The 24,363-nt window shown below is 56.8% G+C and carries 19 protein-coding genes and 2 tRNA genes; 15 read left to right on the top strand and 6 right to left on the bottom strand.

Annotated elements, in window-relative coordinates; translation table 11 throughout:
• Positions 1 to 111: 111 nt before the first annotated feature.
• On the bottom strand, positions 112 to 2,310 hold the full coding sequence (locus LMS44_RS17775) for a primosomal protein N' (RefSeq protein WP_498945897.1): 2,199 nt from the start codon (positions 2,308 to 2,310) through the stop codon (positions 112 to 114).
• A 254-nt stretch (positions 2,311 to 2,564) separates the two neighbouring features.
• Here LMS44_RS17775 and rpmE point away from each other — a divergent pair, with 254 nt between their 5' ends.
• Both rpmE and LMS44_RS17765 read left to right on the top strand, forming a co-directional pair.
• Positions 2,565 to 2,780 carry a 50S ribosomal protein L31 gene (gene rpmE, locus LMS44_RS17770; RefSeq protein ID WP_081742600.1) on the top strand — a complete coding sequence of 72 codons (216 nt, stop codon included), beginning with the start codon at positions 2,565 to 2,567 and terminating at the stop codon, positions 2,778 to 2,780.
• 356 nt (positions 2,781 to 3,136) lie between these two features.
• Positions 3,137 to 4,408 (top strand): malic enzyme-like NAD(P)-binding protein, encoded by a 1,272-nt coding sequence (locus tag LMS44_RS17765; protein WP_022522107.1) that lies wholly within the window; start codon positions 3,137 to 3,139, stop codon positions 4,406 to 4,408.
• Positions 4,409 to 4,479: 71 nt separating this feature from the next.
• Here LMS44_RS17765 and LMS44_RS17760 read toward each other — a convergent pair whose 3' ends face one another.
• Positions 4,480 to 5,298, bottom strand: coding sequence for an acyl-CoA thioesterase (locus LMS44_RS17760; RefSeq protein WP_022522108.1), 819 nt, complete (start codon positions 5,296 to 5,298; stop codon positions 4,480 to 4,482).
• Between the two features lie 113 nt (positions 5,299 to 5,411).
• On the opposite strand from LMS44_RS17760, the gene tadA reads away from it, so the two are divergent.
• Positions 5,412 to 5,882, top strand: coding sequence for a tRNA adenosine(34) deaminase TadA (gene tadA, locus LMS44_RS17755; protein WP_022522109.1), 471 nt, complete (start codon positions 5,412 to 5,414; stop codon positions 5,880 to 5,882).
• 10 nt (positions 5,883 to 5,892) lie between these two features.
• Here the strand turns inward: tadA and mltF are convergent, their stop codons facing one another.
• Positions 5,893 to 7,356, bottom strand: coding sequence for a membrane-bound lytic murein transglycosylase MltF (gene mltF / locus LMS44_RS17750; RefSeq protein WP_498945894.1), 1,464 nt, complete (start codon positions 7,354 to 7,356; stop codon positions 5,893 to 5,895).
• Positions 7,357 to 7,564: 208 nt separating this feature from the next.
• Between mltF and purL the strand changes: the two genes are divergently transcribed.
• On the top strand, positions 7,565 to 11,515 hold the full coding sequence (gene purL, locus LMS44_RS17745) for a phosphoribosylformylglycinamidine synthase (protein WP_009287435.1): 3,951 nt from the start codon (positions 7,565 to 7,567) through the stop codon (positions 11,513 to 11,515).
• 98 nt (positions 11,516 to 11,613) lie between these two features.
• Here purL and LMS44_RS17740 read toward each other — a convergent pair whose 3' ends face one another.
• On the bottom strand, positions 11,614 to 11,853 hold the full coding sequence (locus LMS44_RS17740; RefSeq protein WP_022522110.1) for a hypothetical protein: 240 nt from the start codon (positions 11,851 to 11,853) through the stop codon (positions 11,614 to 11,616).
• Between the two features lie 115 nt (positions 11,854 to 11,968).
• Here LMS44_RS17740 and radD point away from each other — a divergent pair, with 115 nt between their 5' ends.
• The 7 genes from radD (at position 11,969) to nadA (ending at position 18,265) form a co-directional block, all read left to right on the top strand.
• Complete coding sequence (radD, locus tag LMS44_RS17735; protein WP_027958655.1) at positions 11,969 to 13,759, top strand: DNA repair helicase RadD; 1,791 nt, start codon at positions 11,969 to 11,971, stop codon at positions 13,757 to 13,759.
• Between the two features lie 100 nt (positions 13,760 to 13,859).
• Positions 13,860 to 14,810 carry a segregation and condensation protein A gene (locus tag LMS44_RS17730; RefSeq protein WP_009287433.1) on the top strand — a complete coding sequence of 317 codons (951 nt, stop codon included), beginning with the start codon at positions 13,860 to 13,862 and terminating at the stop codon, positions 14,808 to 14,810.
• Complete coding sequence (gene scpB, locus LMS44_RS17725; RefSeq protein WP_009287432.1) at positions 14,807 to 15,658, top strand: SMC-Scp complex subunit ScpB; 852 nt, start codon at positions 14,807 to 14,809, stop codon at positions 15,656 to 15,658. Before LMS44_RS17730 ends, scpB begins: the two co-directional genes overlap by 4 nt.
• The gene (gene rluB, locus LMS44_RS17720) at positions 15,645 to 16,520 is read left to right on the top strand and encodes a 23S rRNA pseudouridine(2605) synthase RluB (protein ID WP_009287431.1); all 876 of its coding nucleotides are present in this window, start codon (positions 15,645 to 15,647) and stop codon (positions 16,518 to 16,520) included. Before scpB ends, rluB begins: the two co-directional genes overlap by 14 nt.
• A 182-nt stretch (positions 16,521 to 16,702) precedes the next feature.
• Positions 16,703 to 16,778, top strand: a tRNA-Lys gene (locus LMS44_RS17715).
• Positions 16,779 to 16,893: 115 nt separating this feature from the next.
• A tRNA-Lys gene (locus tag LMS44_RS17710) sits at positions 16,894 to 16,969 on the top strand.
• Between the two features lie 267 nt (positions 16,970 to 17,236).
• Positions 17,237 to 18,265 carry a quinolinate synthase NadA gene (gene nadA, locus LMS44_RS17705; RefSeq protein ID WP_027958657.1) on the top strand — a complete coding sequence of 343 codons (1,029 nt, stop codon included), beginning with the start codon at positions 17,237 to 17,239 and terminating at the stop codon, positions 18,263 to 18,265.
• 297 nt (positions 18,266 to 18,562) lie between these two features.
• On the opposite strand, the gene LMS44_RS17700 is transcribed toward nadA, so the two are convergent.
• Positions 18,563 to 20,026, bottom strand: coding sequence for a M48 family metalloprotease (locus tag LMS44_RS17700; protein WP_022522113.1), 1,464 nt, complete (start codon positions 20,024 to 20,026; stop codon positions 18,563 to 18,565).
• A 176-nt stretch (positions 20,027 to 20,202) separates the two neighbouring features.
• Between LMS44_RS17700 and LMS44_RS17695 the strand changes: the two genes are divergently transcribed.
• Entirely contained in the window at positions 20,203 to 20,466 is a 264-nt protein-coding gene (locus LMS44_RS17695) for a sulfurtransferase TusA family protein (protein ID WP_022522114.1), read from the top strand.
• Positions 20,463 to 21,572, top strand: coding sequence for an AI-2E family transporter (locus tag LMS44_RS17690; RefSeq protein WP_498945889.1), 1,110 nt, complete (start codon positions 20,463 to 20,465; stop codon positions 21,570 to 21,572). Before LMS44_RS17695 ends, LMS44_RS17690 begins: the two co-directional genes overlap by 4 nt.
• Before the next feature lie 87 nt (positions 21,573 to 21,659).
• Here the strand turns inward: LMS44_RS17690 and LMS44_RS17685 are convergent, their stop codons facing one another.
• On the bottom strand, positions 21,660 to 22,136 hold the full coding sequence (locus LMS44_RS17685) for a peroxiredoxin (protein ID WP_022522116.1): 477 nt from the start codon (positions 22,134 to 22,136) through the stop codon (positions 21,660 to 21,662).
• A 270-nt stretch (positions 22,137 to 22,406) separates the two neighbouring features.
• On the opposite strand from LMS44_RS17685, the gene dapA reads away from it, so the two are divergent.
• Both dapA and LMS44_RS17675 read left to right on the top strand, forming a co-directional pair.
• Positions 22,407 to 23,291, top strand: a complete 885-nt coding sequence (dapA, locus tag LMS44_RS17680) for a 4-hydroxy-tetrahydrodipicolinate synthase (RefSeq protein ID WP_022522117.1) — start codon at positions 22,407 to 22,409, stop codon at positions 23,289 to 23,291.
• 77 nt (positions 23,292 to 23,368) lie between these two features.
• Entirely contained in the window at positions 23,369 to 24,352 is a 984-nt protein-coding gene (locus tag LMS44_RS17675) for an NlpB/DapX family lipoprotein (RefSeq protein WP_027958659.1), read from the top strand.
• The last annotated feature ends 11 nt before the right edge of the window (positions 24,353 to 24,363 follow it).

Here is a 24,363-nt window from a genome sequence, read left to right as displayed (position 1 = left end):
GCGGCGTGTGCTAACGCGCAGCAGTAAAGGTGCGTCGGCAAAGCGGCTATTATCGGCAATTGAGCCGCAGTTTCAAAGGCGTGTTGCTAAACAAGTGCCAAGAGATAAGCGCTAAGCGAGGGTTTGTGGGTCGATATCAATCGACCAGCGTACCTTGCGGGCCTCTCGATTGGCTTCAAGCCACTGCACCAGCCAGCTAACGGCCAGGTGTAGTTGGCTGCGTTTATCGGCTGCCAGCATAACGTGTAAATGGTAGCGGTTCTGGCGTCTTTCCATCGGTGCGGGCACAGGTCCCAGGCAGCGGGTGGCTACGCCGGTCTCTTTTAACCATTGGCGCAGGGCTTGGGCGGCCTGCTGCGCCATGGCCAAAGCGGCCTCCTCTTTGGGGCTTTCGATGCGTAGCAGCGCCATAAAACAGAACGGGGGCAGCTGGGAAATGCGCCTTTCTTCCAGCATATTGCGCGCGAGGGCCCCGTAGCCATGTTCAGCCAATTGGCCCAAGCGAGGGTCGTCGGGGTGTAGGGTTTGCACCAGCACTCGGCCTGGGTGGGCGGCGCGACCGGCACGGCCCGCTACCTGTTCAAGTAGTTGGGCGTTGTGCTCCAGAGCGCGAAAATCGGCGGCGTAGAGGCCGCCGTCGGCATTGACGACCACGACAAGTGTGACGTGGGGTAGGTGGTGCCCTTTGGCGAGCATTTGAGTACCGACCAACACGCAGGGTTCGCCGCGCTGAATCTCTTTGAGTACCTGTTCAAAACTGTCCCTGCGCCTAGTACTGTCGCGATCGATGCGGTGGATAGTGGTTTTCGGGAACAGCGTTTGCAGCGTTTCTTCAGTGCGTTCTGTACCACTACCCAAGGCGCGCAGATCGCCGCTGCCACACTCGGGGCAAGCGTCCGGTAGGGCGCGGCGGCTATCGCAGTGGTGGCAAGCCAGTAGGGGAGGCTGGCGGTGTAGCGTCATGCGTGCGTCGCACTGGCCACACTCTGCCATCCAGCCGCAGGCGTGGCAGGCAAGTGTCGGTGCAAAGCCGCGCCGGTTGATAAAAATCAGCACCTGCTTGCCAGTGCTCAAGGTGCTTTTAATCGCTTTGATGGCACCGGGTAACAGGCCGCCCTGGCGGCGTTGGTGGCGTAGATCAATCAGCTCCAGCTTGGCTGGCGGGTGCTGGCTGGGGCGCTGGGTCAGGCGTAGGTGGCGGTAAGCGCCGCTAAGCGCCTGGTGCAGACTCTCCAGGGAGGGTGTGGCACTGCCCATCAGTAGCGGGATTTTATGGTAGTGGGCCCGGGCCACGGCTAAATCGCGGGCGTGGTAGCGCAAACCGTCGTGCTGTTTGTAGGAGCCGTCGTGCTCTTCATCGACAATAATCGCGCCGGGGTTGGTCAGCGGGGTGAAAATCGCCGAGCGGGTGCCGATGATAATGAGCGCCCGGCCGCTGGCGGCGGCTTCCCACACATCTAGCCGTTCGGGGTCGGTGAGGCTTGAGTGCAGCGCCACCACGGGCACCCGGAAGCGGCTTCTAAAGCGGGCGAGTGTCTGTGGGGTTAAGCCAATTTCCGGTACCAGTACCAGCGACTGCTTGCCCTTGGCGGCGACGGCTTCAATAAGCTGCAGGTAGACTTCTGTTTTGCCGCTGCCGGTGACACCCTCGAGTAAGCAGGGGTGATAGCCATCGAGTTTTTCATGCAGTGTGGCCAGCGCCGTCGCCTGTTCACGGTTAAGCGGCAGGGCCGGTGTTGCCAGTAAGTTGCCGCTGGGTGGCGTTGGGGCAGTGAGGATGTGTTCCTGGCTGGATGCGAGGCCTTTCTTCTCCAGCGCTAATAGCTGGTCGCGGGCAAAGCCGTGGGCGCTAACCGCACGGCCAGGCAACCCATGAGGGTGTTGGCGCAGCAGCGCATACAGCTCGGCTTGCTTGGGCGCTCGGCTGAGTATTTCTTCTGCGCCTTCGCCTTGGGCAAGCCAGAGAGTCTGGGTGCGCCCAGCCATGGGGTGCCCCTGGCGTAGCCGTGCAGGCATGGCGTGGTGCAGGGTGTCGCCTAGGCTGTGCTGATAATAACGGGCGGCAAAGCGGCATAGCCATAGCCAATCCTCCGGCAACGGGGCATCATCCAGCGCTTCGCTGATGCTACGCAGTTGGCTGCGCGGAAGGTCGCTGTGGTCAGCCAATTCGACGACCACGCCGACGACTTCGCGACGCCCAAAGGGCACTCGCACTCGCAGCCCCGGCTGCCAGCCACAGGGAGGCGTTTCCCTGGAAGGCAGGTAGTCGAACAGGCGGCGCAGCGGCGAAGGCAGAGCTACCTTGAGCACTTGATCGAGTGCTTGGGAAGGTCTTTGAGACGCTCTTTGAGAGTATGCCTGCGAAGAAAAAGAGTCAGCCAATTGGCCTCCGGCGTTAGTTTTGCTAGAATATGCGACCGCTCTGAATCTTAACGATCTTTATCGCTCTATTGTAAAGGTCTATCGTAACGACAGAGCGGCTAACCGGTTAGTCGTTTTTTCAAACCCGTATGCGGTACCTGGCACGAGATCAGGTGGCGGCATATAGCTTCGTGAGGCTCGAAATGAGACAAGGTATTCACCCGAATTACAACACGGTCACCGCCAGCTGTTCTTGCGGCGCCACTTTCCAGGTAGGTACGACCTCTGGTCAGGACTTCTCCTTGGATGTGTGCTCTAACTGCCACCCGTTCTACACTGGTAAGCAGAAGCAAGCGACCACTGGTGGCCGCGTAGAGCGTTTCAACAAGCGTTTCGGCGCTGCTGTTAAGCGCGGCTAATCCCAGTCGGATAGCCATATCGCCAGCATGCCTGTTCATATCAGGCTATTCCTATAAGGCTATGCTCGCGCAAAACCCACGCCTCGGCGTGGGTTTTTTGTGAGCTGGATATGCTTGCTGCATGAATTTTATGTGAAAAAAATTTCCATAAATTCTGTTATGCAGCAATAAGTAAAGCATTATGAGTAAAGCCTGTTTGCATAAGTTTCTGCAAATAGTGGCTAAAAGTGACGAATGTGAAGATAAAATTCGGTTAAACGAGCGTTTTGTCGTAAGTTGACGGCGCGCTTGAGGCGCTATGGTTTTTTCTATATTCTGAAACGACTTATCTACTTTATGTTAACTGGACTCTGACCATGACGGATGCAAATAAGCAGGCTGCTTTGGATTATCACGCGAAACCGATTCCCGGTAAGCTTTCGGTGGAGTTGACCAAACCCACCGCGACAGCACGGGATTTGGCACTGGCGTATAGTCCAGGCGTGGCTGAGCCAGTACTTGAAATTGCCCGGGATGCGGAAAATGCCTACCGCTATACCGGCAAGGGCAATCTGGTCGCCGTGATTACCGATGGCAGCGCTATTCTGGGTTTGGGTAATCTGGGCCCGCTGGCGAGCAAGCCAGTGATGGAAGGCAAGGGCGTGCTGTTTAAGTGCTTTGCAGGCATCAATTCGGTGGATATCGAAGTGGATGCGGAAAGCCCCCAGGCGTTTATCGATACCGTCGCGCGCATTGCCGATACCTGGGGCGGGATTAACCTTGAAGACATCAAGGCGCCGGAGTGTTTTGAAATTGAGAAAGCACTGGTTGAGCGCTGCAGCATCCCGGTCTTCCACGATGACCAGCACGGCACCGCAATTGTGACAGCGGCCGGTATGCTTAATGCCTTGGATATCGCGGGCAAAAAAATTGAGAACGTCAAGATCGTTTGCATGGGCGCAGGGGCGGCGGCGATTGCCTGCATGCGGTTGCTGGTCTCCTGTGGTGCGAGTAAAGAGAACTTGGTAATGCTGGATCGGCGTGGCGTTATTCATACTGATCGCGAAGGTATCAACGAATATAAGGCTGAATTCGCCCGTGATACCGAGATGCGCACCTTGGACGATGCCATCGACAATGCTGACGTCTTTATCGGCCTGTCAGGCCCGGGGCTGCTGTCCGCTGATCAGGTGAAGAAAATGGCGCCAGATCCGGTGATTTTTGCCTGCACCAATCCGGATCCGGAGATCCATCCTGACGTTGCCCGGGAAGCGCGCCCGGATGTGATCATGGCCACCGGCCGTTCGGACTTCCCGAACCAGGTCAACAACGTGCTGGGCTTCCCGTTTATCTTCCGCGGCGCTTTGGATGTTCGCGCCACGCGCATTAATGAAGAGATGAAGCTGGCCGCGGTGCATGCCTTGAAAGACTTGGCCCGCGAGCCGGTTCCTCAGGAAGTGCTGGACGCCTACGAGCGCACCGAGATGAGTTTTGGCCGCGAGTACATCATTCCCACGCCGGTCGATATTCGCCTGCTGGCGCGGGTTTCCTCGGCGGTGGCGCAAGCCGCGGTTGATTCTGGTGTCGCCCGTAAGCCTTTCCCGGCGCACTACCCGCTGCAGTCAATTAATGATGTTTATGGCGGCTAAGGCACTGCGCCCTGGTTAGTCGATTTACGCCCGCTGCTTAGCGGGCGTAAATGTTTTGAGAGATTATTTATTTAGCTTTGAGAATAGCGTGTTAACCCTTCCTGAGCGGTGGAGGCCACTAAGCGGCCATCGCGGCTGTAAATATGCCCCCGCGCCAGCCCGCGAGCGCCGCCTGTCCAGGGTGAGTCGATGACGTATAACAGCCAATCGTCAAGGCGGGTGTCCTGGTGGAGCCACAGGGCATGGTCAAGGCTGGCAATGCGTAGCTTGGGGTCTCGGTACTCAATGCCATGGGGAATCAGGCTGGTGGTCAGCAGATTGAAGTCAGAGGCGTAAGAGAGCAAGTGGCGGTGCAACGCCGGGTCGTCTGGCAGCGTGCCGGAAAGACGAAACCATAAGCATTGGCCAGCAGGTGTACCGTTGTCGGGGTTGCCGGGTAGATGCACAAACTCAATCGGGTGACCGGGAAAGCGGTCATGCTTGGCCTCGCCGTTCTCGATTAACGCTTCGGGTGTCGGCACATCCGGCATGGTGCGCTGATGGCTAAAGCTCGCCTCAGCGCTTTGAAAGGAGGCGCTGCAGAAGAAGATTGGCCGGCCTTTTTGAATGGCAGTGACACGACGGGTCGTGAAGCTGCCGCCATCGCGGATGGTATCCACTTGGTAGACAACGGGGCGATGTGGGTCACCAGGACGCAGAAAGTAGCCGTGCTGAGAGTGCGGGCGGCGCTCAATGGGCACTGTGCGCGCAGCGGCTGCAAGCGCTTGGCCGAGTACCTGACCACCATAGAGCTGAGGAAAGCCTAGATCCTGACTCTGGCCACGATATAGCGTCTCTTCCAGCGTTTCTAGCTCCAGTAACGCTACCAGTTTGTTCAGCGCGTCTGTCATTCTCGGTATCCTTGCGGCTGTCTCAATCGAATGCTGTCGATGAAAGTGAGTTGCTACGGCAGGGGACAACCCTTTCATACGATCGTTTAGCTACCTTAGCGGAGTTTACGTTTATGCGCAGCGATGAATTTTACATGCACCGGGCGCTTGACCAAGCACACTTGGCCGCTGCGGCAGGTGAGGTGCCCGTGGGGGCGGTTGTCGTCGATGCGCAGGGGGAGATCATAGGCGCTGGCTGCAACGCCCCGGTAGCCAGTTGCGACCCCAGCGGCCATGCGGAAGTTCGTGCGCTGCGCGAGGCGGGGCAGCAGCAGGGGAACTATCGGCTTGAGGGCTGCACGCTGTTTGTCACCTTAGAGCCGTGCATGATGTGCGCAGGGGCGATGATACATGCTCGCCTAGCCCGTTTGGTTTACGGTGCTGCTGAGCCTCGGGCTGGCATGGTTGAATCAAAGGCTAACCTACTGGCGCAGCCGTGGTTCAACCATCAGGTCGCGGTGACTGGCGGTGTATTAGCAGCACCCTCGCAAAAATTACTGAAGCGTTTTTTCACCGCGCGACGCGATCAACTTAGCCAGAAATAGTTAAGAAGTGTTAATCAAGCGGCGGCACAAGTTCGAACAATAGCAGTGGATCATCGTTGACTGACGTTTGTTCTAGTTGGAAAAACTGCTGGCGGCTACGTTCAACATACTCAATCATTTCGTAGTAGCGACGGATATTGCGTACGTATATTACTGGCTCGCCACCACGGGCGTAGCCATGCCGCGTTTGGCTGTGCCATTCACGCTGCTGTAGCAGGGGCAGTGCGGCGCGTACATCCGTCCAGCTGTCGGGGTCACCGCCTCGCATCTCGGCAATCTTACGGGCGTCGTATAAATGCCCTAGCCCCACATTATAGGCAGCCATGGCCATAAAAAGCCGGTCATCACCGGTAATGCTTTCCGGTAGGCGGTCTTTGATGCTGCGCAAATAACGGGCACCGCCATCAATGCTTTGGGCCGGGTCGGTGCGGTCGCTGATGCCCATCTCGCTGGCAGTGGGGTTGGTTAGCATCATTAAACCACGCACCCCGGTCGGCGAGACCGCATCTGGATCCCAGTGCGACTCCTGGTAGCCCACGGCCGCGAGTAGCTTCCAATCAAAACCTGTTTCCTGGGCGGATTGCTGGAATAATCCAGTATAGCGAGGCAGGCGTGCATCCAGATGGTCAAGAAAGGTGCGGGTACCGACATACTCCAAGTAGTCGTCATGACCGAAGTAGCGGCTGACTAGCTGATCTAGCGTGCCGCTCTCCTGCAGGTCTTGGAGGAAGCGATTAGCAGCTTCGAGTAACCCCAAACCGCGACCGCTGGGCACTGCCCATGCCATGGAGAGCGGGTCGCCGAGGATAAAGCCACGCTCAACGTTGGGGAAAAACAGCCGGTTTAACCGAAATTGATGCTCAAAAATAACCGCTGCGTCCAGGGTGCCGTTTTCAACCCGGGCCAGCAGTTCGGCGACCTCCAACTCATGGGACTCTTTCCAGCTTAGGGTGGGGTGGCGTTTCTGGAGATCGCGCAGTGCTTCGCTGGTACCCGCTTCGCTAAGCGTACCAAGCTCCAGGCCGACAAGGTCGCTTGGTTCACTAATACCATTAAGCCCGCGCCGGTATACCACTAGCGGCTGCATCTTGATAATCGGACGGGTGTAGTAAACACCAGAGGGATTAGGCAGCAGGGGTAGCGCTGCCGCGCCCAGGTCGCCGCTCTCACGTACCGCCGGCAGCACGCTTTCAGGGTGATGGCGGGCGTTAAGGTTAAGACTCACCCCTAGATAGTCGGCAAAGCGGTGCATTAGCTCGTACTCAAAGCCGGTAGGGCCCTGGCGACCTTGGTAATAAGTGGTGGGTGTATTACGGGTGTGAACGGTAATAAAATCTTTTGCAGTGATCTGAGTCAGATGCTCGCCGGGAGGAACCAGGGAGAGGGTGGGCACCAGAGTCAGAAGCGTAATCGCTATTAGCGCATAATAAGCGCTGGCACGGGCTACAAAATGTCGGCAAATCAACGTCAGCATGGCGTCTTGTCGGCATGAAACAAGCTGCCACGATACCCAGCCAGGGGCAGGCTGTCACCTTGTTGATTTCGTGTGACGGCTGGTTTCCAGTATCATAGGCGTTTTCCGGTACCACATTATCTGTGTTTTCCGGCACCATAAAAGCACGGCCGCCTAGCGGCCCGGTGATTTCCCTGCTCGAATTTCCCTGCTCTAGAGGCTTCAGGATATGCTCGAACTGCGAGGCGCGCCCGCCCTTTCTGCCTTCCGTCATGCTCGGCTGTTAACGGTGCTGCGTGAACGTGTTCCCGAGGTGGAAGCGCTGTCTGCCCACTATGTTCATTTTATCGATGTTCACTCCCATGAGCGCCGCGAGGAACTGGATGACGCTGCCCGCGAACGTTTGGTGCAGTTACTTGATTACGGTACTCACTCGAGCGTAGAGGTTCCTGAGCGCGCCCAGCGCTTTTTGGTGGTGCCGCGCCTAGGCACCCAGTCGCCCTGGTCATCCAAGGCGACTGATATCGCCCACAACTGCGGCTTGCGCCAAATTAGCCGCATCGAGCGCGGCATCGATTACCGGGTCAGCTTCACCGCGATGCCGGACGAAGAGAGTTTGAGCGCGCTGGCGGCACTGCTACACGACCGTATGACCGAAACCGTGCTAGCCGATGCCTCGGACGCCGCTAAGCTGTTTGCTCAACACGACCCGGCACCGCTGGGCAGTGTGGATATTCTTGAGGGTGGCCGGGATGCGTTGGCAACGGCCAACCAGGCGCTGGGGCTGGCGCTGGCAGAAGATGAAATCGACTATCTTGTCGATGCTTTCAATGAGTTGGGGCGTAACCCCAGCGACGTTGAGCTGATGATGTTTGCTCAGGCCAACTCTGAGCACTGCCGTCACAAAATCTTCAACGCCGATTGGATGATCGACGGCGAGCTGCAGAGCCACTCGCTGTTTAAGATGATCAAGAATACCTTTGCGTCGTCGCCGGACAATGTTCTCTCGGCTTACAGCGACAATGCCGCTGTGATCAAGGGCAGTCAGGCTGGGCGCTTCTTTGCCACGCCGCTGACAGGCGTTGACGACGAGCGCGCACTCTACGCCACTCATCAGGAACCCATTCATATCCTGATGAAGGTAGAGACCCATAACCACCCCACAGCGATTGCCCCTTTCCCAGGCGCGGCGACCGGCTCCGGTGGAGAAATCCGTGACGAAGGTGCTACCGGCATTGGGGGCAAGCCCAAAGCGGGTCTTTCAGGTTTTACGGTTTCCAACCTGCGCATTCCAGAATTCGTACAGCCCTGGGAAGCCTTTGATTACGGCAAGCCAGGGCGTATGGAGTCGGCGCTCAATATTATGCTCGAGGGCCCCATTGGGGGCGCCGCGTTCAACAATGAATTTGGCCGCCCCAATCTAACCGGCTATTTCCGCACCTACGAGCAGGAGTCACTTAACGACGGCGGTATCGAGCGGCGCGGTTTCCATAAGCCGATTATGCTCGCCGGTGGTTATGGCAATATCCGTGCCCACCATGTTCAGAAGGGTGATATCCCTGTCGGCGGCAAGCTGATTGTGATGGGTGGCCCGGCGATGTTGATTGGCCTGGGCGGCGGTGCAGCCTCCAGCATGGCCTCCGGCACTTCCAGTGCCGATTTGGATTTCGCTTCGGTGCAGCGTGAAAACCCTGAGATTGAGCGCCGTGCTCAAGAGGTGATCGACCGCTGCTGGGCGCTGGGGGATCACAACCCGATTCGCTTTATCCACGATGTTGGCGCGGGTGGGCTCTCCAATGCGTTGCCCGAGCTAGTAAAAGATGGCAACCGTGGTGGTCGTTTTGATCTGCGCGCGGTGCCCAACGCCGAGCCGGGTATGAGCCCGCTGGAGATTTGGTGTAATGAGGCCCAGGAGCGTTACGTGCTTGCGGTTGCACCAGAGGATTTGGATACATTTGATGCCCTGTGCAAGCGCGAGCGCTGCCCCTATGCGGTAGTCGGCGAAGCCTTGGAAGAGCACCATCTTGAAGTGCGCGACGGCCATTTTGAGAGTAAGCCGGTTGACCTACCGATGAGCGTGCTATTCGGCAAAGCACCCAAGATGCAGCGCGAATTTGAGCGTCGCAATCCGGAGCTCTCCGGCATGATGCTGGATAATCTTGACCTGCGCGAAGCACTTGATCGCGTACTGCGCTTACCTACCGTGGCCTCCAAAAGCTTCCTGATCACCATTGGTGACCGCTCTATCACCGGCCAGGTGGCTCGCGACCAAATGGTTGGCCCCTGGCAAGTGCCGGTAGCCGATGTAGCGGTGACCACGGCAAGCTTTGATACCCACACCGGTGAAGCCATGGCCATGGGGGAACGTCCCCCGGTAGCCTTGATCAACCCTGCTGCTAGCGCTCGCTTAGCGGTGGCCGAAGCGATTACCAATTTGGCGGCAGCACCGATTGCCAAACTGAGCGATATCAAGCTCTCCGCTAACTGGATGAGCGCGGCGGATCACCCAGGTGAAAATCAGGCGCTTTACGATGCGGTTTATGCGGTAGGTATGGAAATGTGTCCAGCGCTGGGCATTGCGATTCCGGTGGGCAAAGATTCGATGTCGATGCGTACCGCTTGGCAGGATGAGAACGAGCAGGGCGAATACGAAGAGAAGAGCGTGACGTCGCCCCTTTCACTAGTGGTGACCGGTTTTGCTCCGGTGACCAACGCCCTGGCGACGCTCACGCCGCAGATCAACCTGGATCAAGACGAGTCGGATTTGATTTTGGTCGACCTGGGCAACGGTCAGAATCGGTTGGGCGGCTCCGCTTTGGCGCAGGTGTATGGCCAGGTGGGCAATGACTGCCCCGATGTGGACGACCCGGAAGATATCAAAGCGTTCTTCGAAGTCATTCAAGGCCTGAACCGCGACGGCAAGCTGCTGGCGTATCACGATCGTAGCGATGGTGGCCTGCTGGTCACGCTGCTGGAAATGGCCTTTGCTGCCCACGCCGGGCTTGAGATCAAGCTCGACTGGATGATCGACGAGCCAGTGGAGGCGTTGAACGCGCTGTTCTCGGAAGAGCTGGGTGCCGTGATTCAGGTCAATCGTGAACACACTGAAGAAGTGCTGGCGCAGTTTGCCGTGGCGGGTATCGAAACCTGTGGCGTCATCGCCCGCCCGCGTTACGATGACCAGGTGCGCGTCACGCTGTTTGAAGAGCCTTTGCTGGAAACCACTCGTCAGCTTACCCAGCGTACCTGGACAGAAACCAGTTACCGTATGCAGGCGCTGCGCGACAACCCCGAATGCGCCAAGAACGAATACGACAATCTGCTCGATGGCCGCGACCCGGGGCTATCTGCCACGCCCACCTTTGATATTAATGAAGATATCAGCGCGCCTTATGTCAACACAGCTAAGCCTGCCATGGCGGTGCTGCGTGAACAGGGCGTCAATGGCCAGGTAGAAATGGCCTGGGCTTTCGATAAGGCCGGGTTTGAGGCGGTGGATGTGCATATGAGCGACATCCTGGCGGGGCGTGTTTCGCTGGAAGAGTTCAAAGGGCTTGTGGCCTGCGGTGGCTTCTCCTACGGCGACGTGCTTGGTGCTGGCGGTGGCTGGGCCAAGTCGGTGCTGTTTAATGAGCGCGCCCAGGAGCAGTTTGCGGCGTTCTTCGCCCGCGACGATAGTTTCTCGCTGGGCGTATGTAACGGTTGCCAAATGCTCTCGCAGTTGAAATCGCTGATTCCTGGCGCTGAAAACTGGCCGACCTTTGTGCGCAATGAGTCCGAGCAATTTGAGGCCCGCGTTTCCATGGTGCGGGTTGAAAAGAGCCCCTCGATTCTGCTCGCCGGTATGGAGGGCTCAAAACTGCCCATCGCCGTTGCTCATGGTGAAGGGCAGGCGGAGTTCCGAGACAGCGCTCATCTGCGCAGCATGCAATCGAGCAACCAAATTGCTCTGCGCTATATCGATAACTACGGCCAGGCGACCACGCGCTACCCGGCAAATCCCAACGGCTCACCGGCGGGCATTACCGGTCTGACCACGCCGGATGGCCGGGTGACCATTATGATGCCCCACCCTGAGCGCGTTGCTCGGGCGGTTACCAACTCCTGGCGCCCGGCAGAGTGGACTGAAGATGGCGCCTGGCTGCGACTATTCCGCAACGCTCGGGTTTGGCTCAACTGATTCCAGTAATGCTCCAGATAGTGCGTTGGGCATAGCGCCCATGTTAACGGCGGATTTTTTTCCGCCGTTAACAGTTACGCGAGTCGTGACAACAGTTATTAAGAGTGCCGCTCGGGAGCGCTAGCCGGTGTTTTATCAGCCCCTTCGGGTGGCAATCCTAGTTTGGCCTCCAGCGTTTCAAGCTCTAACCGGTAGCGCTCAACGAGGTATTCGAAGCGCCCAAAATCATGTCCGCAATCCATGCAGAACACATGGGCTTTACCACGCCGCGTGGCGGGAAGGCGTTTTAAACGACTGCCGCATTCCGGGCACTCTGGGCTGAAATGGTTGGTTGTCATTGCTCACCTCACTAGTATCTTCTCGCTGATAAACGTTGCGATTTCTGGGATTATTTAAACCATCACTACTACGACGCGACGAAAGTCGTAATAGTTCAATAGCGGGCTAATTAATTTGTCGATACCTAGCTCCTCACTAGCTAACTCACCAACGCCCCAGCTTCGCCCCTATCAGCAGGAAGCGGTCAAGCGCGTGGTGGGCCATTTCCGAGCCTCAAGCGAGCCTGCGCTGGTGGTGCTGCCCACGGGCAGTGGTAAATCCCTGGTGATAGCTGAGCTAGCGCGCTTGGCCCGTGGGCGGGTATTGGTGCTGGCCCATGTGCGTGAGCTGGTGGAGCAGAACCATGCCAAGTACCAGGCTTATGGGCTTGAGGCGGATATTTTTAGCGCCGGTTTAAAGCGCAAAGAGGCGAGTCGCCAAGTGGTATTTGGCTCGGTGCAGTCGGTGGTGCGTAACCTGGAGAGCTTTAACGACGCTAATTTTACCTTGCTGGTCATCGACGAGAGCCATCGTGTATCACTCAACGAAGACGCTAGCTATCGTCAGGTGATTGAGCACCTGCGCCAGCACAATCCACAGCTTAAAATACTCGGCCTCACCGCGACGCCGTACCGTTTGGGGCAGGGGTTTATTTATTACCGCCACCATCACGGCATGGTGCGGGGCAGTGAAGAGAGTTTTTTTCGTGACTGCGTCTTCGAGCAGCCGCTGCGTCTGATGGTGAAGCAGGGCTATCTGGCTGCGCCCAAGCGCCTGGATATGGCGATTGAGGGCTATGACTTCTCCGCACTCAAACCCTCTTCAAACGGTCTGTTCCAAGAGGAAGAGCTGAATCGCGTGGTGGCGGGCAGTCGAGCGACGCCGGGCATTATCGGGCAAATCGTCGAACGTGCGGTTGATCGCCAGGGCGTGATGATTTTTGCCGCCACCGTGGCCCACGCTGAAGAAATTATCGGTTATTTACCTCGAGCAGAGGCGGCTTTAATTACCGGTGCAACACCTTCCCAAGAGCGCACTGCGCTGATCGATGCTTTTAAAGCGCGGAAACTAAAATACCTGGTGAACGTCGCGGTGCTGACCACCGGTTTCGATGCTCCCCACGTGGATTTGATCGCTATTTTGCGGCCTACCGAATCGGTGAGCCTCTACCAGCAGATGGTGGGCAGAGGGCTGCGCCTGTCGCCGGGCAAGAGCGACTGCCTGATTCTGGATTATGCCGGCAACCCCTGGGATATCTTCGCGCCGGAAGTGGGGGAGCCGAAGCCCGATAGTGACAGCGAACCGGTTCAGATAGAGTGCCCCGACTGCGGTCATGCCAATCTTTACTGGGGTAAGCGCGACGGTGATTTAGTGATTGAGCACTTTGGCCGCCGCTGTCAGGGGCTAATTGAAGATGATGAAGGAAAGCGGCGCCAGTGTGAGTTTCGGTTCCGTTTTAAAGTTTGCGAGGAGTGTGGCGCCGAGAATGATATTGCCGCCCGCCGCTGCCACGGCTGCGAAAAACTACTGGTGGACGCGGATGATAAACTCAAGGACGCCCTAAAGCTGAAAGACGCCAAGGTATTGCGGGTAAGCGGTATGCAGCTGGAAGCGACCACTAACGGCCGTGGCCTGCCGCGCTTAAAAGTCACCTATCATGACGAAGATGGCACCCATCTTTCCGAGTGGTACGCGCTGGAAACCCCCGCTCAACGGCGCGCTTTTTATGCCGCCTTTCTGCGCTACCATCTGCGCGCACCGGGAGGTAAATGGCAGCCGCTAAGCGCCGAGGACGTCGTCGCCGAACAGCGCCGCCTACGCCACCCGGATTTTGTCGTAGGCCGCAAAGTGGGGCGCCATTTCCAAATCCGTGACAAGCTGTTTGACTATACTGGCCGCTACCGCAAAGCGGTGGAGGCGGGGTAGTACGCTTGTGCTTACTCTCTAATAGAGCAACGCGAATGCTAACGACTTTGCTAAACTGTTCGCTTGTGCCGATTTCCATTTTCCAAGAGAGCCGACCCGCGTGAGCGAGACGCCAAGCGTTACTGTTGATTTAGCAAGCCCTGATTCCGAACCCACCGAGCCAGTGGCAGCTTCGCTTGGGCGTCTGTTTAATGAGCCGATTACGCAAATGCCGGAGGATTTGTATATTCCCCCGGAAGCACTGCGTGTCTTTTTAGAGACCTTTGAAGGCCCGCTGGATCTGCTGCTCTATCTGATTCGCCGCCAAAACCTGGATATTCTGACCATCAACGTGGCGACCATCACCCACCAGTACATCGAGTACGTGGAGCTGATGAAGGCCATGGAGATCGAGCTGGCGGGGGAATACCTGTTGATGGCCGCTATGCTGGCTGAGATCAAGTCGCGCACCTTGTTGCCCCGCCCGCCGAAGGCTGAGGGCGATGACGAGGAGGATCCCCGCGCTGAGCTTATCCGCCGTCTGCAAGAGTACGAACGCCTTAAAGAGGCAGCAGAGACGCTGGACACATTACCGCGTATGGGGCGTGACTGGTTCAGCGTGCAGGCGGGCTTACCGCCACTGGAATCCCGTGTGATTCACCCCGAGGTGGAATTGGATGAATTGCTCAGCGCGCTCTCCGATATCCTCAAGCGTGCCGAGCTGGTGCAGGCCCACCAGATCAGCCGCGAGGTTCTCTCTACCCGCGAGCGCATGCTCAAGATCATGGAGCAGCTAAGTTACGACGACGCCCATCAGCGCTATACCCCCTTTGAAGCGCTATTTACTTTAGAGGAGGGGCGCGCAGGCGTGGTGGTCACGTTTATGGCGATTCTTGAGCTGGCCAAAGAAGCCATGATTGAAATTGTCCAAAATGCGCCTCTGTCGCCAATTCACGTGCGCGCGCGACGCGCTGCCCTTGCTGACGGCGAGGAGAGCGCTTTTGATGAGGGCGAGATAGAAGATGATGCCTATGGCGAGTCCGCTTTTGAACCTGACGAGGAGACGCCATGAGTAACACCGTCACCGCGTTAGATGACATTGTTTTAGATGATATTGTTGAAGCCGCACTGCTGGCCGCTGGCGAACCCTTGCCCCTTGAGCGGTTGGAGACACTCTTTCTTGAGGGCGAATGCCCCCCGCGCAAAGAGCTTCGTGACGTCCTGGAACGTTTGCAGCAGCGACATTCTGGCGGTGCACTGGAGCTCCTGGAAACGGTCTCAGGCTACCAACTGCGCATTCGTCCGCGGCTTTCCCAGTGGGTGTCGCGGTTATGGGATGAACGCCCCCAGCGCTACTCGCGGGCGCTGCTGGAGACACTGGCATTAATTGCCTATCGGCAGCCGGTTACTCGTGGGGACATTGAGGAAGTGCGCGGTGTCAGCGTGAGTAGTTCCATTATGCGCACCTTGGCTGAGCGCGGCTGGATTCGGGTGGTCGGTCATCGTGATGTGCCTGGCCGACCAGCGGTATACGCCACCACACGCAGCTTTTTAGACGATTTTGGGTTAAAAACCCTCGATGCATTGCCGCCCATGCACACCCTGGCAAGCTGGGATGAAAACGAGATATCTGAAGAACCGGGGATGACGATGGATACTGACATTCAGGAAGAAAATGGCCCCGGTACAGACCATGAAGCACTGGACGAAACGATCAAAACGGTGCAGGATGCGCCACCTCAGAAAGAACAGATAACCTCGGCTGAGATAGCCGACACGCACGCCGAGACGGCGTTAACCCAGCCGCTGAGTTTTGCCGACCTACAGGCTCGGCTCGCGGCACGTGCCAAGCGCCAACAAGATGAGCGCGAAAGCACGGAGACTACCGATGTGAGGTCAGACGACCATGAGTCAGAGTAATAACACCACGCCCCCCACCAGCGAAAAGCTGCAAAAAGTCTTGGCCCGTGCAGGCCTTGGCTCGCGTCGTGAGATGGAAACGGCGATTTCCGCCGGCCGTGTTAAAGTGAATAGCCAGGTGGCTAAGCTGGGCGACCGCGTTGAAGCGCGGGATAAAGTCAGTTTTGATGACCGTCCGGTGGCATTGCGCCCAGAAGAAGAAGTGCCACGCCGGGTGATTATGTATAACAAGCCGGAAGGCGAGCTATGCACCCGTAAGGATCCAGAAGGTCGCCGCACGGTGTTTGACCGCTTGCCGCGCCTGAAAGGCGAACGTTGGATTGCGATCGGTCGCCTGGATATCAACACCAGTGGTTTGCTGCTGTTCACTACCGACGGTGAGCTGGCCAACCGTTTGATGCACCCCTCTACCCAGGTGGAGCGCGAGTACGCGGTTCGCGTGATGGGTGAAGTGAAGCGCGAGCATATCCTGGCCATGGTCGATGGGGTCATGCTTGAAGATGGCCCGGCGCGCTTTACCGATGTTCAGGAGTTTGGTGGCGAAGGCATCAACACCTGGTTCCACGTGGTGATTCTCGAAGGGCGCAACCGTGAAGTGCGTCGTCTTTGGGAATCCCAGGCGCTGACGGTTAGTCGTCTTAAACGCGTGCGCTACGGCAATATCTTCCTCGATAAGCGGGCGAAAGCCGGCGAATGGGTCGAACTTACCCAGGATGAGGTGGATGACTTAGCCACGCTGGCTAACTTGGAAACACGTAAAGTGCCCGCGTTGACACCGGATGAGAAGAATCGCTGGAACCGCGATAAGCACAAGCGTAAGCCGGTACAGGCACTGCGCAAACCGAAAAGCAAGGCTCGCTAAGCGCGGCTTGCAGAGCCCGTTGAACCTCTTGGTGCTCAGTCGTTAGCGGTTAGGCTGATAAGCGTGCCTGTCAGCATTGAGTGACGCCAGCGGGCACGCAAATGGTTCATTATTGTAGAGTGAAAGCGAAAAAACGCTTGCTATCAATAAGGTGTAAGCGTAGGATATGCATCCGTTCAGGCGGGTCGTTAGCTCAGTTGGTAGAGCAGTTGACTTTTAATCAATTGGTCGCAGGTTCGAATCCTGCACGACCCACCATTCAAACGACTGATCAGTTTGAATAAAGTCAGTTTGAATGCAGTGGTGAACGTTTAAAGTATGTGTAGTAACAGTATGTGTAGTAACGCTGGAAAGTGATCAGCACAGCAAGTTTGGGTCGTTAGCTCAGTTGGTAGAGCAGTTGACTTTTAATCAATTGGTCGCAGGTTCGAATCCTGCACGACCCACCAAATTCAACGCCCCTGGCAGTTTAGCTGCCAGGGGCGTTTTGCTATGTGTCTAGAAAGAACTCTATGTGTGACAATCTGTTTGCAGTCAAACGCTATTTCCCGCCAAAATGGTTTAGAATAAATCTGTCTAGAATAGATTTTAAGCGATGGCCATCGCGAGAGACGCAGCGGCTCATCGCTCCAACGAGCGGTGCATGTGCAAGACGCACTGCGCCGTAGCCCAGTGTTTAACAGGGGGATTCCCTGTTCGTCACAGTGGTAGACACAATGACTATTATGACTACTCAAGCGAAGCTTGAGGCCCCGCTACCCACAGCCTACTGCCCGACCCGCATTCCGGCGGAAGATCAGGCACGGGTTGAAGAGATCAAACGACTGTTGAAGGCCCATAACGCCGTTTTGGTCGCACACTACTACACCGATGATGCCATTCAGCAACTGGCGGAAGAGACCGGTGGCTGTGTCGCTGACTCGCTGGAGATGGCACGCTTTGGTGCTCGCCACGAAGCCACCACGCTGGTCGTCGCCGGTGTCCGCTTTATGGGCGAAACCGCCAAGATCCTTTCGCCTGAAAAACGCGTGCTGATGCCCACCTTGGAAGCCACCTGCTCGCTGGATATTGGCTGCCCCGCCGATGAGTTCAGCGCCTTCTGTGATGCCCATCCTGACCGCACCGTAGTGGTGTATGCCAACACCTCTGCAGCCGTTAAGGCGCGGGCAGACTGGGTGGTGACTTCGTCGATTGCAGTCGAGGTGATTGAGCACCTGCAGGCCAAAGGCGAGAAAATTCTCTGGGCGCCCGATAAGCATTTGGGCGGCTATATCCAGAACAAAACCGGCGCCGATATGCTGATGTGGGACGGCGCCTGTATCGTTCATGAAGAGTTTAAGGCCAAGGGTGTTGAAGATCTGAAGCGCATCTATCCAGATGCCGCAGTACTGGTGCATCCCGAATCGCCTGAGCCAGTAGTGAAGCTGGCGGACGTGGCGGGCTCCACCTCGCAGTTGATCAAGGCCGCGAAAGAGCTGCCCAACGATAAGCTGATCGTGGCAACTGATCGTGGCATCTTCTTCAAGATGCAGCAGGCAGTGCCGGATAAAACGCTGTTTGAAGCGCCGACGGCAGGCAACGGCGCCACTTGTCGTAGCTGTGCACACTGCCCCTGGATGGCCATGAACGCGCTGGATAATCTAGCCGGTGCGTTGCGTGAGGGAAGTGGAGAAATTCAGGTGGATGAAGCGCTGCGTCTGCAGGCTTTAAAGCCCCTTGAGCGCATGCTTAACTTCAATGCTTAGCGAGAAAAGATTAACCGAATGTCATTGCGGACAAAGTGAAGCAATCTCAGGGTGACTGCCACCGCTGGTTAAGATTGCCGCGTCGCTGCGCTCCTCGCAATGACATGTGGTGTGTCATTGCGAACGAAGTGAAGCAATCTCGGGGGTACTGCCACCGCTGGCTGAGATTGCCGCGTCGCTGCGCTCCTCGCAATGACATGTGGTGTGTCATTGCGAACGAAGTGAAGTAATCTCGGGGTTACTTGCCACCGCTGGCTGAGATTGCCGCGTCGCTGCGCTCCTAGCAATGACACAGGTTTAGTTAAAATCATCCAGCGCTTCGCGATACTCAATGAAGTCCTCGCGGCGCTGCTCGATTCTTGCCAGCGCCTGCTGATCATTTTCCCGCTCAGCAGCATCCCGAGCGATAGAAAGTTGGCGAATGCCGCGATCGACGCGGCCGGTCAGTTGAAGATACTCTGCGCGGGCTAAGTGCCCCCAGCTATCATGCCCACTGCGCCCGGCGGCTTCGGCCAGCAGGTTAAAGACCTGCGGGTTTTCCAGGTTTTGGGAAGTGATGTCGCGCAGCAGGTCATAGGCCGCCTGCGGGTCGCGCTGGAGCTGTGCTTCGGCCAAGATCAGTTGGGCAGGTAGGTAGTTGGGCATAAAACGTAGCAATTGCTGACTGCGCTGAATGGCCTGATCGTAGCGGCCAGCTTCCAGGGCGACGCTAGCCGAAGAGGCGGGCAGCATGGCAAAGTCGGGATGCTCGTTGGCAAGCCTATCCAGTTGCTCCAGGGCGCTATCGGTTTGGCCGTTGCGAGCATCGATCAGTGCCGCTAAGTAGTCCTGAGCGGCTTGTTCGGCGCCTTCCTGAGCAAGGCGCGAAGCAGCTTGCTGCGGCGTATTAGTGTAAATGCTTAGCAGCGCCCGGGCGCGCATCATGTCGTAGAGGGTGTCGCTGGTATATGCATCGGCAACATTGAGCTGGGCAGCGCGGGCTTGTGCGGCGCTTAAACGATTGTCGGTGACCGGGTGGGTCAGCAGGAACTCGGGTGGGGTATCGCCCTGAAGGCGCGCCATACGCTGCATGGCTGAGAACATGCGCACCATTGCCTCGGGGTCATAGCCTGCATCGGCCATGGCCTGAAGGCCGATGTTATCGGCTTCCTGTTCAAACAGCCGTGAGTAGCTGAGCTGATCCTGGATCAGCGCCGCCTGTGAGCCCATGGCGGCCGCCATTCCAGCGTCGCCGCCGCCACTGGCGGCAATCAGCATACCCGCCAGCATGGCTGCCATGGCGGGCAGTTGGGTCTGAGCCGCGCGGGCACTGCCTCGGGCATAGTGGCGTTGAGAGAGGTGGCCCAGTTCGTGAGCTAGCACCGAGACAAAAGCGCCTTCATCTTCGGCAAACGCGAAAAGTCCTGAATTGATCCCTACTACGCCGCCAGGGACGGCAAAGGCGTTCAATGAAGCGTTATCGACCATGACGGTGATCGTGCGCAGACCGTTAATATCACTATGCGGGGCCAGCCGGGCAATCAGGCTTTGCAAATAATCATTGGTTATGGGGTCTTGCCACTGGGGGGCTTGGGCACGAAACTGGCGCAACCAGGCGCGGCCCAAGCGGTACTCTTCGTTGCTGACAGAGGTAGACGCCGCCCCTAAGCTCGGCAAGCCGTAATCGCTGGAGGCAATGCTTGGTGGGCTAAACAGTAGGCTGCCACAGGCACAAGCAAACGCACATATCCAGCCTGGGTAAGCGATACGAAGGGTTGGCATGGCATCCTCATAAATAATGAATAAGTACAGTGGTCAGGGTATGGCATTGGTGAAGAGTGTGACATTGATAAACACAGGGAAGTGCCGTTAAATCGACTGCCTAGTGAAATCAATCGCTAAAAAGATAGTTTATGTAACAATGCCGTGAGTATGCAGGTCATTTTGAGGGAGTGTATATGTCTGAGCAATCCGAGGGCTTTCAACCCGACACGGTGCTTGACGCTTGCGGGCTGCATTGCCCGCTGCCTTTGCTGAAGGCTAAGCAGGCCTTGGCAGGTTTGGCGGCTGGTCAGTTACTGGAAGTGCGTTCCACCGATGCGGGTTCGTGGCGTGATATGGCGTCGTTTACCGACCAAAGTGCACATACGCTGGAAGGTCGTGAGCAGCGCGACGAGGTGTATGTTTATTGGATTAGAAAAGCTGGGGATGCGCACTCATGACCCTGCGCACGATTTTAAAAAGCTGGGTTGAACGCTATTTCTCGGATGAGGAGGCGCTCATCCTGCTGATAGTACTGGTGGCGGGCTTTGCCGCGATTATCTGGTTTGGACGCATGCTGGCGCCGTTTTTTACTGCACTGGTGATTGCGTTTCTTTTGCAAGGCGTAGTGAGTGCGTTTACCCGGCGAGGGGTACCGCACCTACTAGCGGTCATCCTGGTCTTTTTGGCCTTTATCAGCGTGCTGCTCACTCTGGCGTTTATTCTGATGCCGTTGATCTGGAATCAGCTAGTGGGGCTGGTGCAAGAGACACCGCGGATGTTCGCCAGTGGCCAGGGCTGGTTGGATGAACTGCAGGCGCGCTACCCGAATATTATTACGCCAGATCAGATGCAAAGCTGGATAGGCGTGGCGAGCCGCGAGATTAGCCAGCTAGGCCAGCGCGCCTTAACGCTTTCGCTGGCTTCGCTCGGCAATATTATGTCGCTGATTATTTACCTGGTACTGGTGCCGATCCTGGTGTTCTTTATGCTCAAGGATCGCGACGTGTTGGTCGGTTTTATGCTTTCGCTGCTGCCTCAAAAGCGTACGCTGCTATCGCGTATTTGGCGCGAAATGGACGATCAGATTGCCAACTATATCCGCGGCAAATTTATTGAAATCATCATCGTTGGCACCGTGGCGTTCTTTACCTTTGCGTTCTTTGGCTTACCGTATACAGCGCTGCTAGCGGTGTTGGTCGGCCTTTCTGTGTTAGTGCCTTATATCGGCGCTGCGGTGGCTACACTACCGGTCGCCGCGGTAGCGGGGTTCTATTTTGGTCTTAGTGAAGATTTTGTCTATGTGCTGGTGGCTTATGGCGTGATTCAAGCCCTGGATGGCAACGTATTGGCACCGGTATTGTTCTCTGAGACCAATAATATTCATCCGGTTTCGATTATTGTGGCGGTACTGTTCTTCGGTGGGATTTGGGGCTTCTGGGGGATCTTCTTTGCGATTCCCTTGGCAACACTGCTCAAGGCATTGATTTACGCCTGGCCACGTAGCATGCATGAGCGGGAGGAGCGTCGGAGTATACCAACCACGGCTAGCCAGGAAGCCGAATAGCGCTCACCCACTGCCCGCGCAAGAGATCACTACGGGCAGTGGGCTGAACTGAAATAGAGCCCTGGTTGAGATAGAGCTCCGGTTGAGTTAGTTGGAAGCGTTCAGCTTTTCAGCCGCAGCAAGTACTTCTTCCGCGTGGCCAGGTACTTTAACGCCGCGCCATTCGTTGGCTAGCTTGCCCTCCTTATCAATCAGGAAGGTGCTGCGTTCGATGCCCAGGTGCTCCTTGCCGTACATTTTCTTGAGCTTGATAACATCAAATAGCGTGCAGATGTTTTCGTCCTTATCTGAAATAAGGTCGAAATTAAAATCCTGTTTGGCCTTAAAATTCTCCTGGGCGCGCAAGCCATCTCGAGAAACACCAAGAATGACCGTATTAGCGGCATCGAAGGCGGGTTTGCGGTCACGGAAGTCACCGCCCTCGGTGGTGCAGCCAGGTGTACTGGCTTTGGGATAAAAGTATATGACCACTTGTTTGCCACGCATTTCCGACAGTGTCACGGTGGTATCACCCGTGGCAGTGGCGGAGAAGTCAGCAACGGGTTGACCAATTTCAACAGGCATAAGGCATCCTTTTAAGGGTGGGTGTTAATATTGCTTGTTACGCGTGATTACACGTAAGCCAGCGGCCGTTGTCAAAGCTCAAAACAGGGTGACGACAAACTCACACCGCTTTACGCTGTACAGGCTCGAATCGCCTGAGTACCATTTGGCCTCTGTGCGGTGTCGGCGCTTGATGCAAAATAGCGTGATCGCGCTCGGTTTTGAAAAAAACTCTCGTATTCAAAAACACAGATAGTTGATATCACAATTTGGCTGGTGAGGAATAAACGGATGATCACAGGCAGCATCGTCGCCCTGGCGACGCCTATGAAGGTCAATGGCGACATCGACTGGGAGGCGCTTCGTCGTCTGGTGAACTTCCATCTCGAAAATGGCACTGATGCCATTGTCGCCGCTGGCACCACGGGCGAACCGACTACCATGTCGTTTGCGGAGCACTTTGACGTGATTCGCAGCGTGGTGGAAGAGGTCAATGGCCGTATACCGGTCATAGCCGGTACTGGCTCGAACAACACCACCGAAGCAGTGGAGTTGACCCGCTACGCGAAAGAGGTGGGTGCAGATTACTGTCTGACGGTGGCTCCCTACTACAACAAGCCTACTCAGGAAGGCCTGTTTCAGCACTTCAAGGCCACAGCCGAGGCCAGCGACCTGCCGGTTATTCTTTACAATGTGCCCGGTCGCACCTGCTCGGATATCTACAACGAGACCGTGTTACGCCTGGCCGAAGTCGATAATATTATCGGTTTAAAAGACGCCACGGGGAACCTGGAGCGTGCGGAAGATCTAATCACTCGCCTGAAGGGCAGTGGTTTTATGCTCTACTCCGGTGATGATGCGACCGCCTGCGACTTTATGTTGATGGGTGGTCATGGGGATATCTCCGTCACCGCCAACGTTGCCCCCCGGGCGATGCATGAGCTTTGCTCGGCAGCGGTGGCCGGCGACTCCGATAAGGCGCACCAGATTAATACGCTTTTGATGCCGCTGCATACCAACCTGGGTATAGAGTCGAACCCTATTCCAGTGAAGTGGGCGCTGAACCGTATGGGGTACGCGGATGCGGGTATTCGCTTACCGCTAACCTGGCTGTCGGAAAAGTACCACGCCACGGTGAGCGAAGCGCTGCAGTTGGCGGGTGTCGTAGAGGAGTAGTCCGACGCAATACCCTTTGCTACCCAGCTCGCTTACCGTTGAGCTGGGTACCCGAATTGTTGACTTAAGGTGGCTTGATGAGCTCTGTGCTTGAAATACGTGCGCTTAAATGGGTTCCGCTGGCACTCGCAGCGGCTGTCGCGCTTTCTGGTTGTGCGCGGGATGGTTTTTACCACGACCGTAATTTGGATTACACCGAGGCCGCTCCAGCGCCGCCTTTGGTGCTGCCAGAGACCCGCAACACCCAGCGCTATCGCGATGCGCTGCCGGTTCCTCAAGCCGCCACCCAAGGTGCACGGCTTGACGAAGCAGCAGAGATTCGCCCGCCACAGTCATTGGCGATTGGCAGTGGGATGGAACCTGAGTATGTCGAGCGTCGCGAAGTGGGCGATCAAACCTGGCTAGTAGTGGCCGCCGACACCGGTACGGTCTGGCCGCAGTTGGAAGAGTTTGTACGTAGTCGTCAGTTGGAGGTGCTGCAGAGCAGTGCTTCTCAGGGCGTTATCGTCACGCCCCAGGCGGAAATTCGCCTGCAAAGTGCACTACGCGCAGGCAGTAGCGAAGTTCGCTGCGAACGCGGCGGGCAAACCATGGCGAGCTGCCTCGATGCGTTAGAGAGCCATTTAAGCGCGCGCAGTGCATCTGCCAGTGTCTCTTCTTCCTGGACCGCTCAGCGCCTCACCGGTGAGCAAACGCTGCAAATCCGCCAGCAGGACGACGAGTGGGAAGTGGTGATCCCGCAGCCGGTCGATCGGGTATGGGCAGAGTTGAACCACTATCTTGAGCTGGATTTTGCTCAGGAAGGTCAGCGTGATTTGCTGGCCGTCGACCCTGCCAGTCATGAGTTTATGGTTGAGTACATGACTGAAACCGAGCGCAACCGCAACCCGTTGCAAATCGTCTTCAGCCCGGATGTGCGCAAAATGTCCCAGCAGATTCGTCTTGCCCTGCAGCCTAACGGCGACCAGACGATTCTGCGTGCCATCAATGCCAGCGAGCGGGCATTCAGCGCCGATGATCAGCGCGAGCTGCTTGAGCGTGTCTCCGGCTATTTACGTTAATTTGTTGATCC

The organism is Halomonas profundus (assembly GCF_020865425.1).
Lineage (GTDB): Bacteria > Pseudomonadota > Gammaproteobacteria > Pseudomonadales > Halomonadaceae > Vreelandella > Vreelandella titanicae.
The sequence above is the reverse complement of the archived record's forward strand: the minus strand, read 5'-3'. Positions and strand labels throughout refer to the sequence as shown.

What these genes read in the sequence shown, in the direction of transcription:
- rpmE (WP_081742600.1), top strand. Translation starts at nt 2,565, where the DNA reads ATGAGACAAGGTATTCACCCGAATTACAACACGGTCACCGCCAGCTGT.
- LMS44_RS17765 (WP_022522107.1), top strand. Translation starts at nt 3,137, where the DNA reads ATGACGGATGCAAATAAGCAGGCTGCTTTGGATTATCACGCGAAACCG.
- LMS44_RS17760 (WP_022522108.1), bottom strand. Translation starts at nt 5,298, where the DNA reads ATGACAGACGCGCTGAACAAACTGGTAGCGTTACTGGAGCTAGAAACG.
- tadA (WP_022522109.1), top strand. Translation starts at nt 5,412, where the DNA reads ATGCGCAGCGATGAATTTTACATGCACCGGGCGCTTGACCAAGCACAC.
- mltF (WP_498945894.1), bottom strand. Translation starts at nt 7,356, where the DNA reads ATGCTGACGTTGATTTGCCGACATTTTGTAGCCCGTGCCAGCGCTTAT.
- purL (WP_009287435.1), top strand. Translation starts at nt 7,565, where the DNA reads ATGCTCGAACTGCGAGGCGCGCCCGCCCTTTCTGCCTTCCGTCATGCT.
- LMS44_RS17740 (WP_022522110.1), bottom strand. Translation starts at nt 11,853, where the DNA reads ATGACAACCAACCATTTCAGCCCAGAGTGCCCGGAATGCGGCAGTCGT.
- scpB (WP_009287432.1), top strand. Translation starts at nt 14,807, where the DNA reads ATGAGTAACACCGTCACCGCGTTAGATGACATTGTTTTAGATGATATT.
- rluB (WP_009287431.1), top strand. Translation starts at nt 15,645, where the DNA reads ATGAGTCAGAGTAATAACACCACGCCCCCCACCAGCGAAAAGCTGCAA.
- nadA (WP_027958657.1), top strand. Translation starts at nt 17,237, where the DNA reads ATGACTATTATGACTACTCAAGCGAAGCTTGAGGCCCCGCTACCCACA.
- LMS44_RS17700 (WP_022522113.1), bottom strand. Translation starts at nt 20,026, where the DNA reads ATGCCAACCCTTCGTATCGCTTACCCAGGCTGGATATGTGCGTTTGCT.
- LMS44_RS17695 (WP_022522114.1), top strand. Translation starts at nt 20,203, where the DNA reads ATGTCTGAGCAATCCGAGGGCTTTCAACCCGACACGGTGCTTGACGCT.
- LMS44_RS17690 (WP_498945889.1), top strand. Translation starts at nt 20,463, where the DNA reads ATGACCCTGCGCACGATTTTAAAAAGCTGGGTTGAACGCTATTTCTCG.
- LMS44_RS17685 (WP_022522116.1), bottom strand. Translation starts at nt 22,136, where the DNA reads ATGCCTGTTGAAATTGGTCAACCCGTTGCTGACTTCTCCGCCACTGCC.
- dapA (WP_022522117.1), top strand. Translation starts at nt 22,407, where the DNA reads ATGATCACAGGCAGCATCGTCGCCCTGGCGACGCCTATGAAGGTCAAT.
- LMS44_RS17675 (WP_027958659.1), top strand. Translation starts at nt 23,369, where the DNA reads ATGAGCTCTGTGCTTGAAATACGTGCGCTTAAATGGGTTCCGCTGGCA.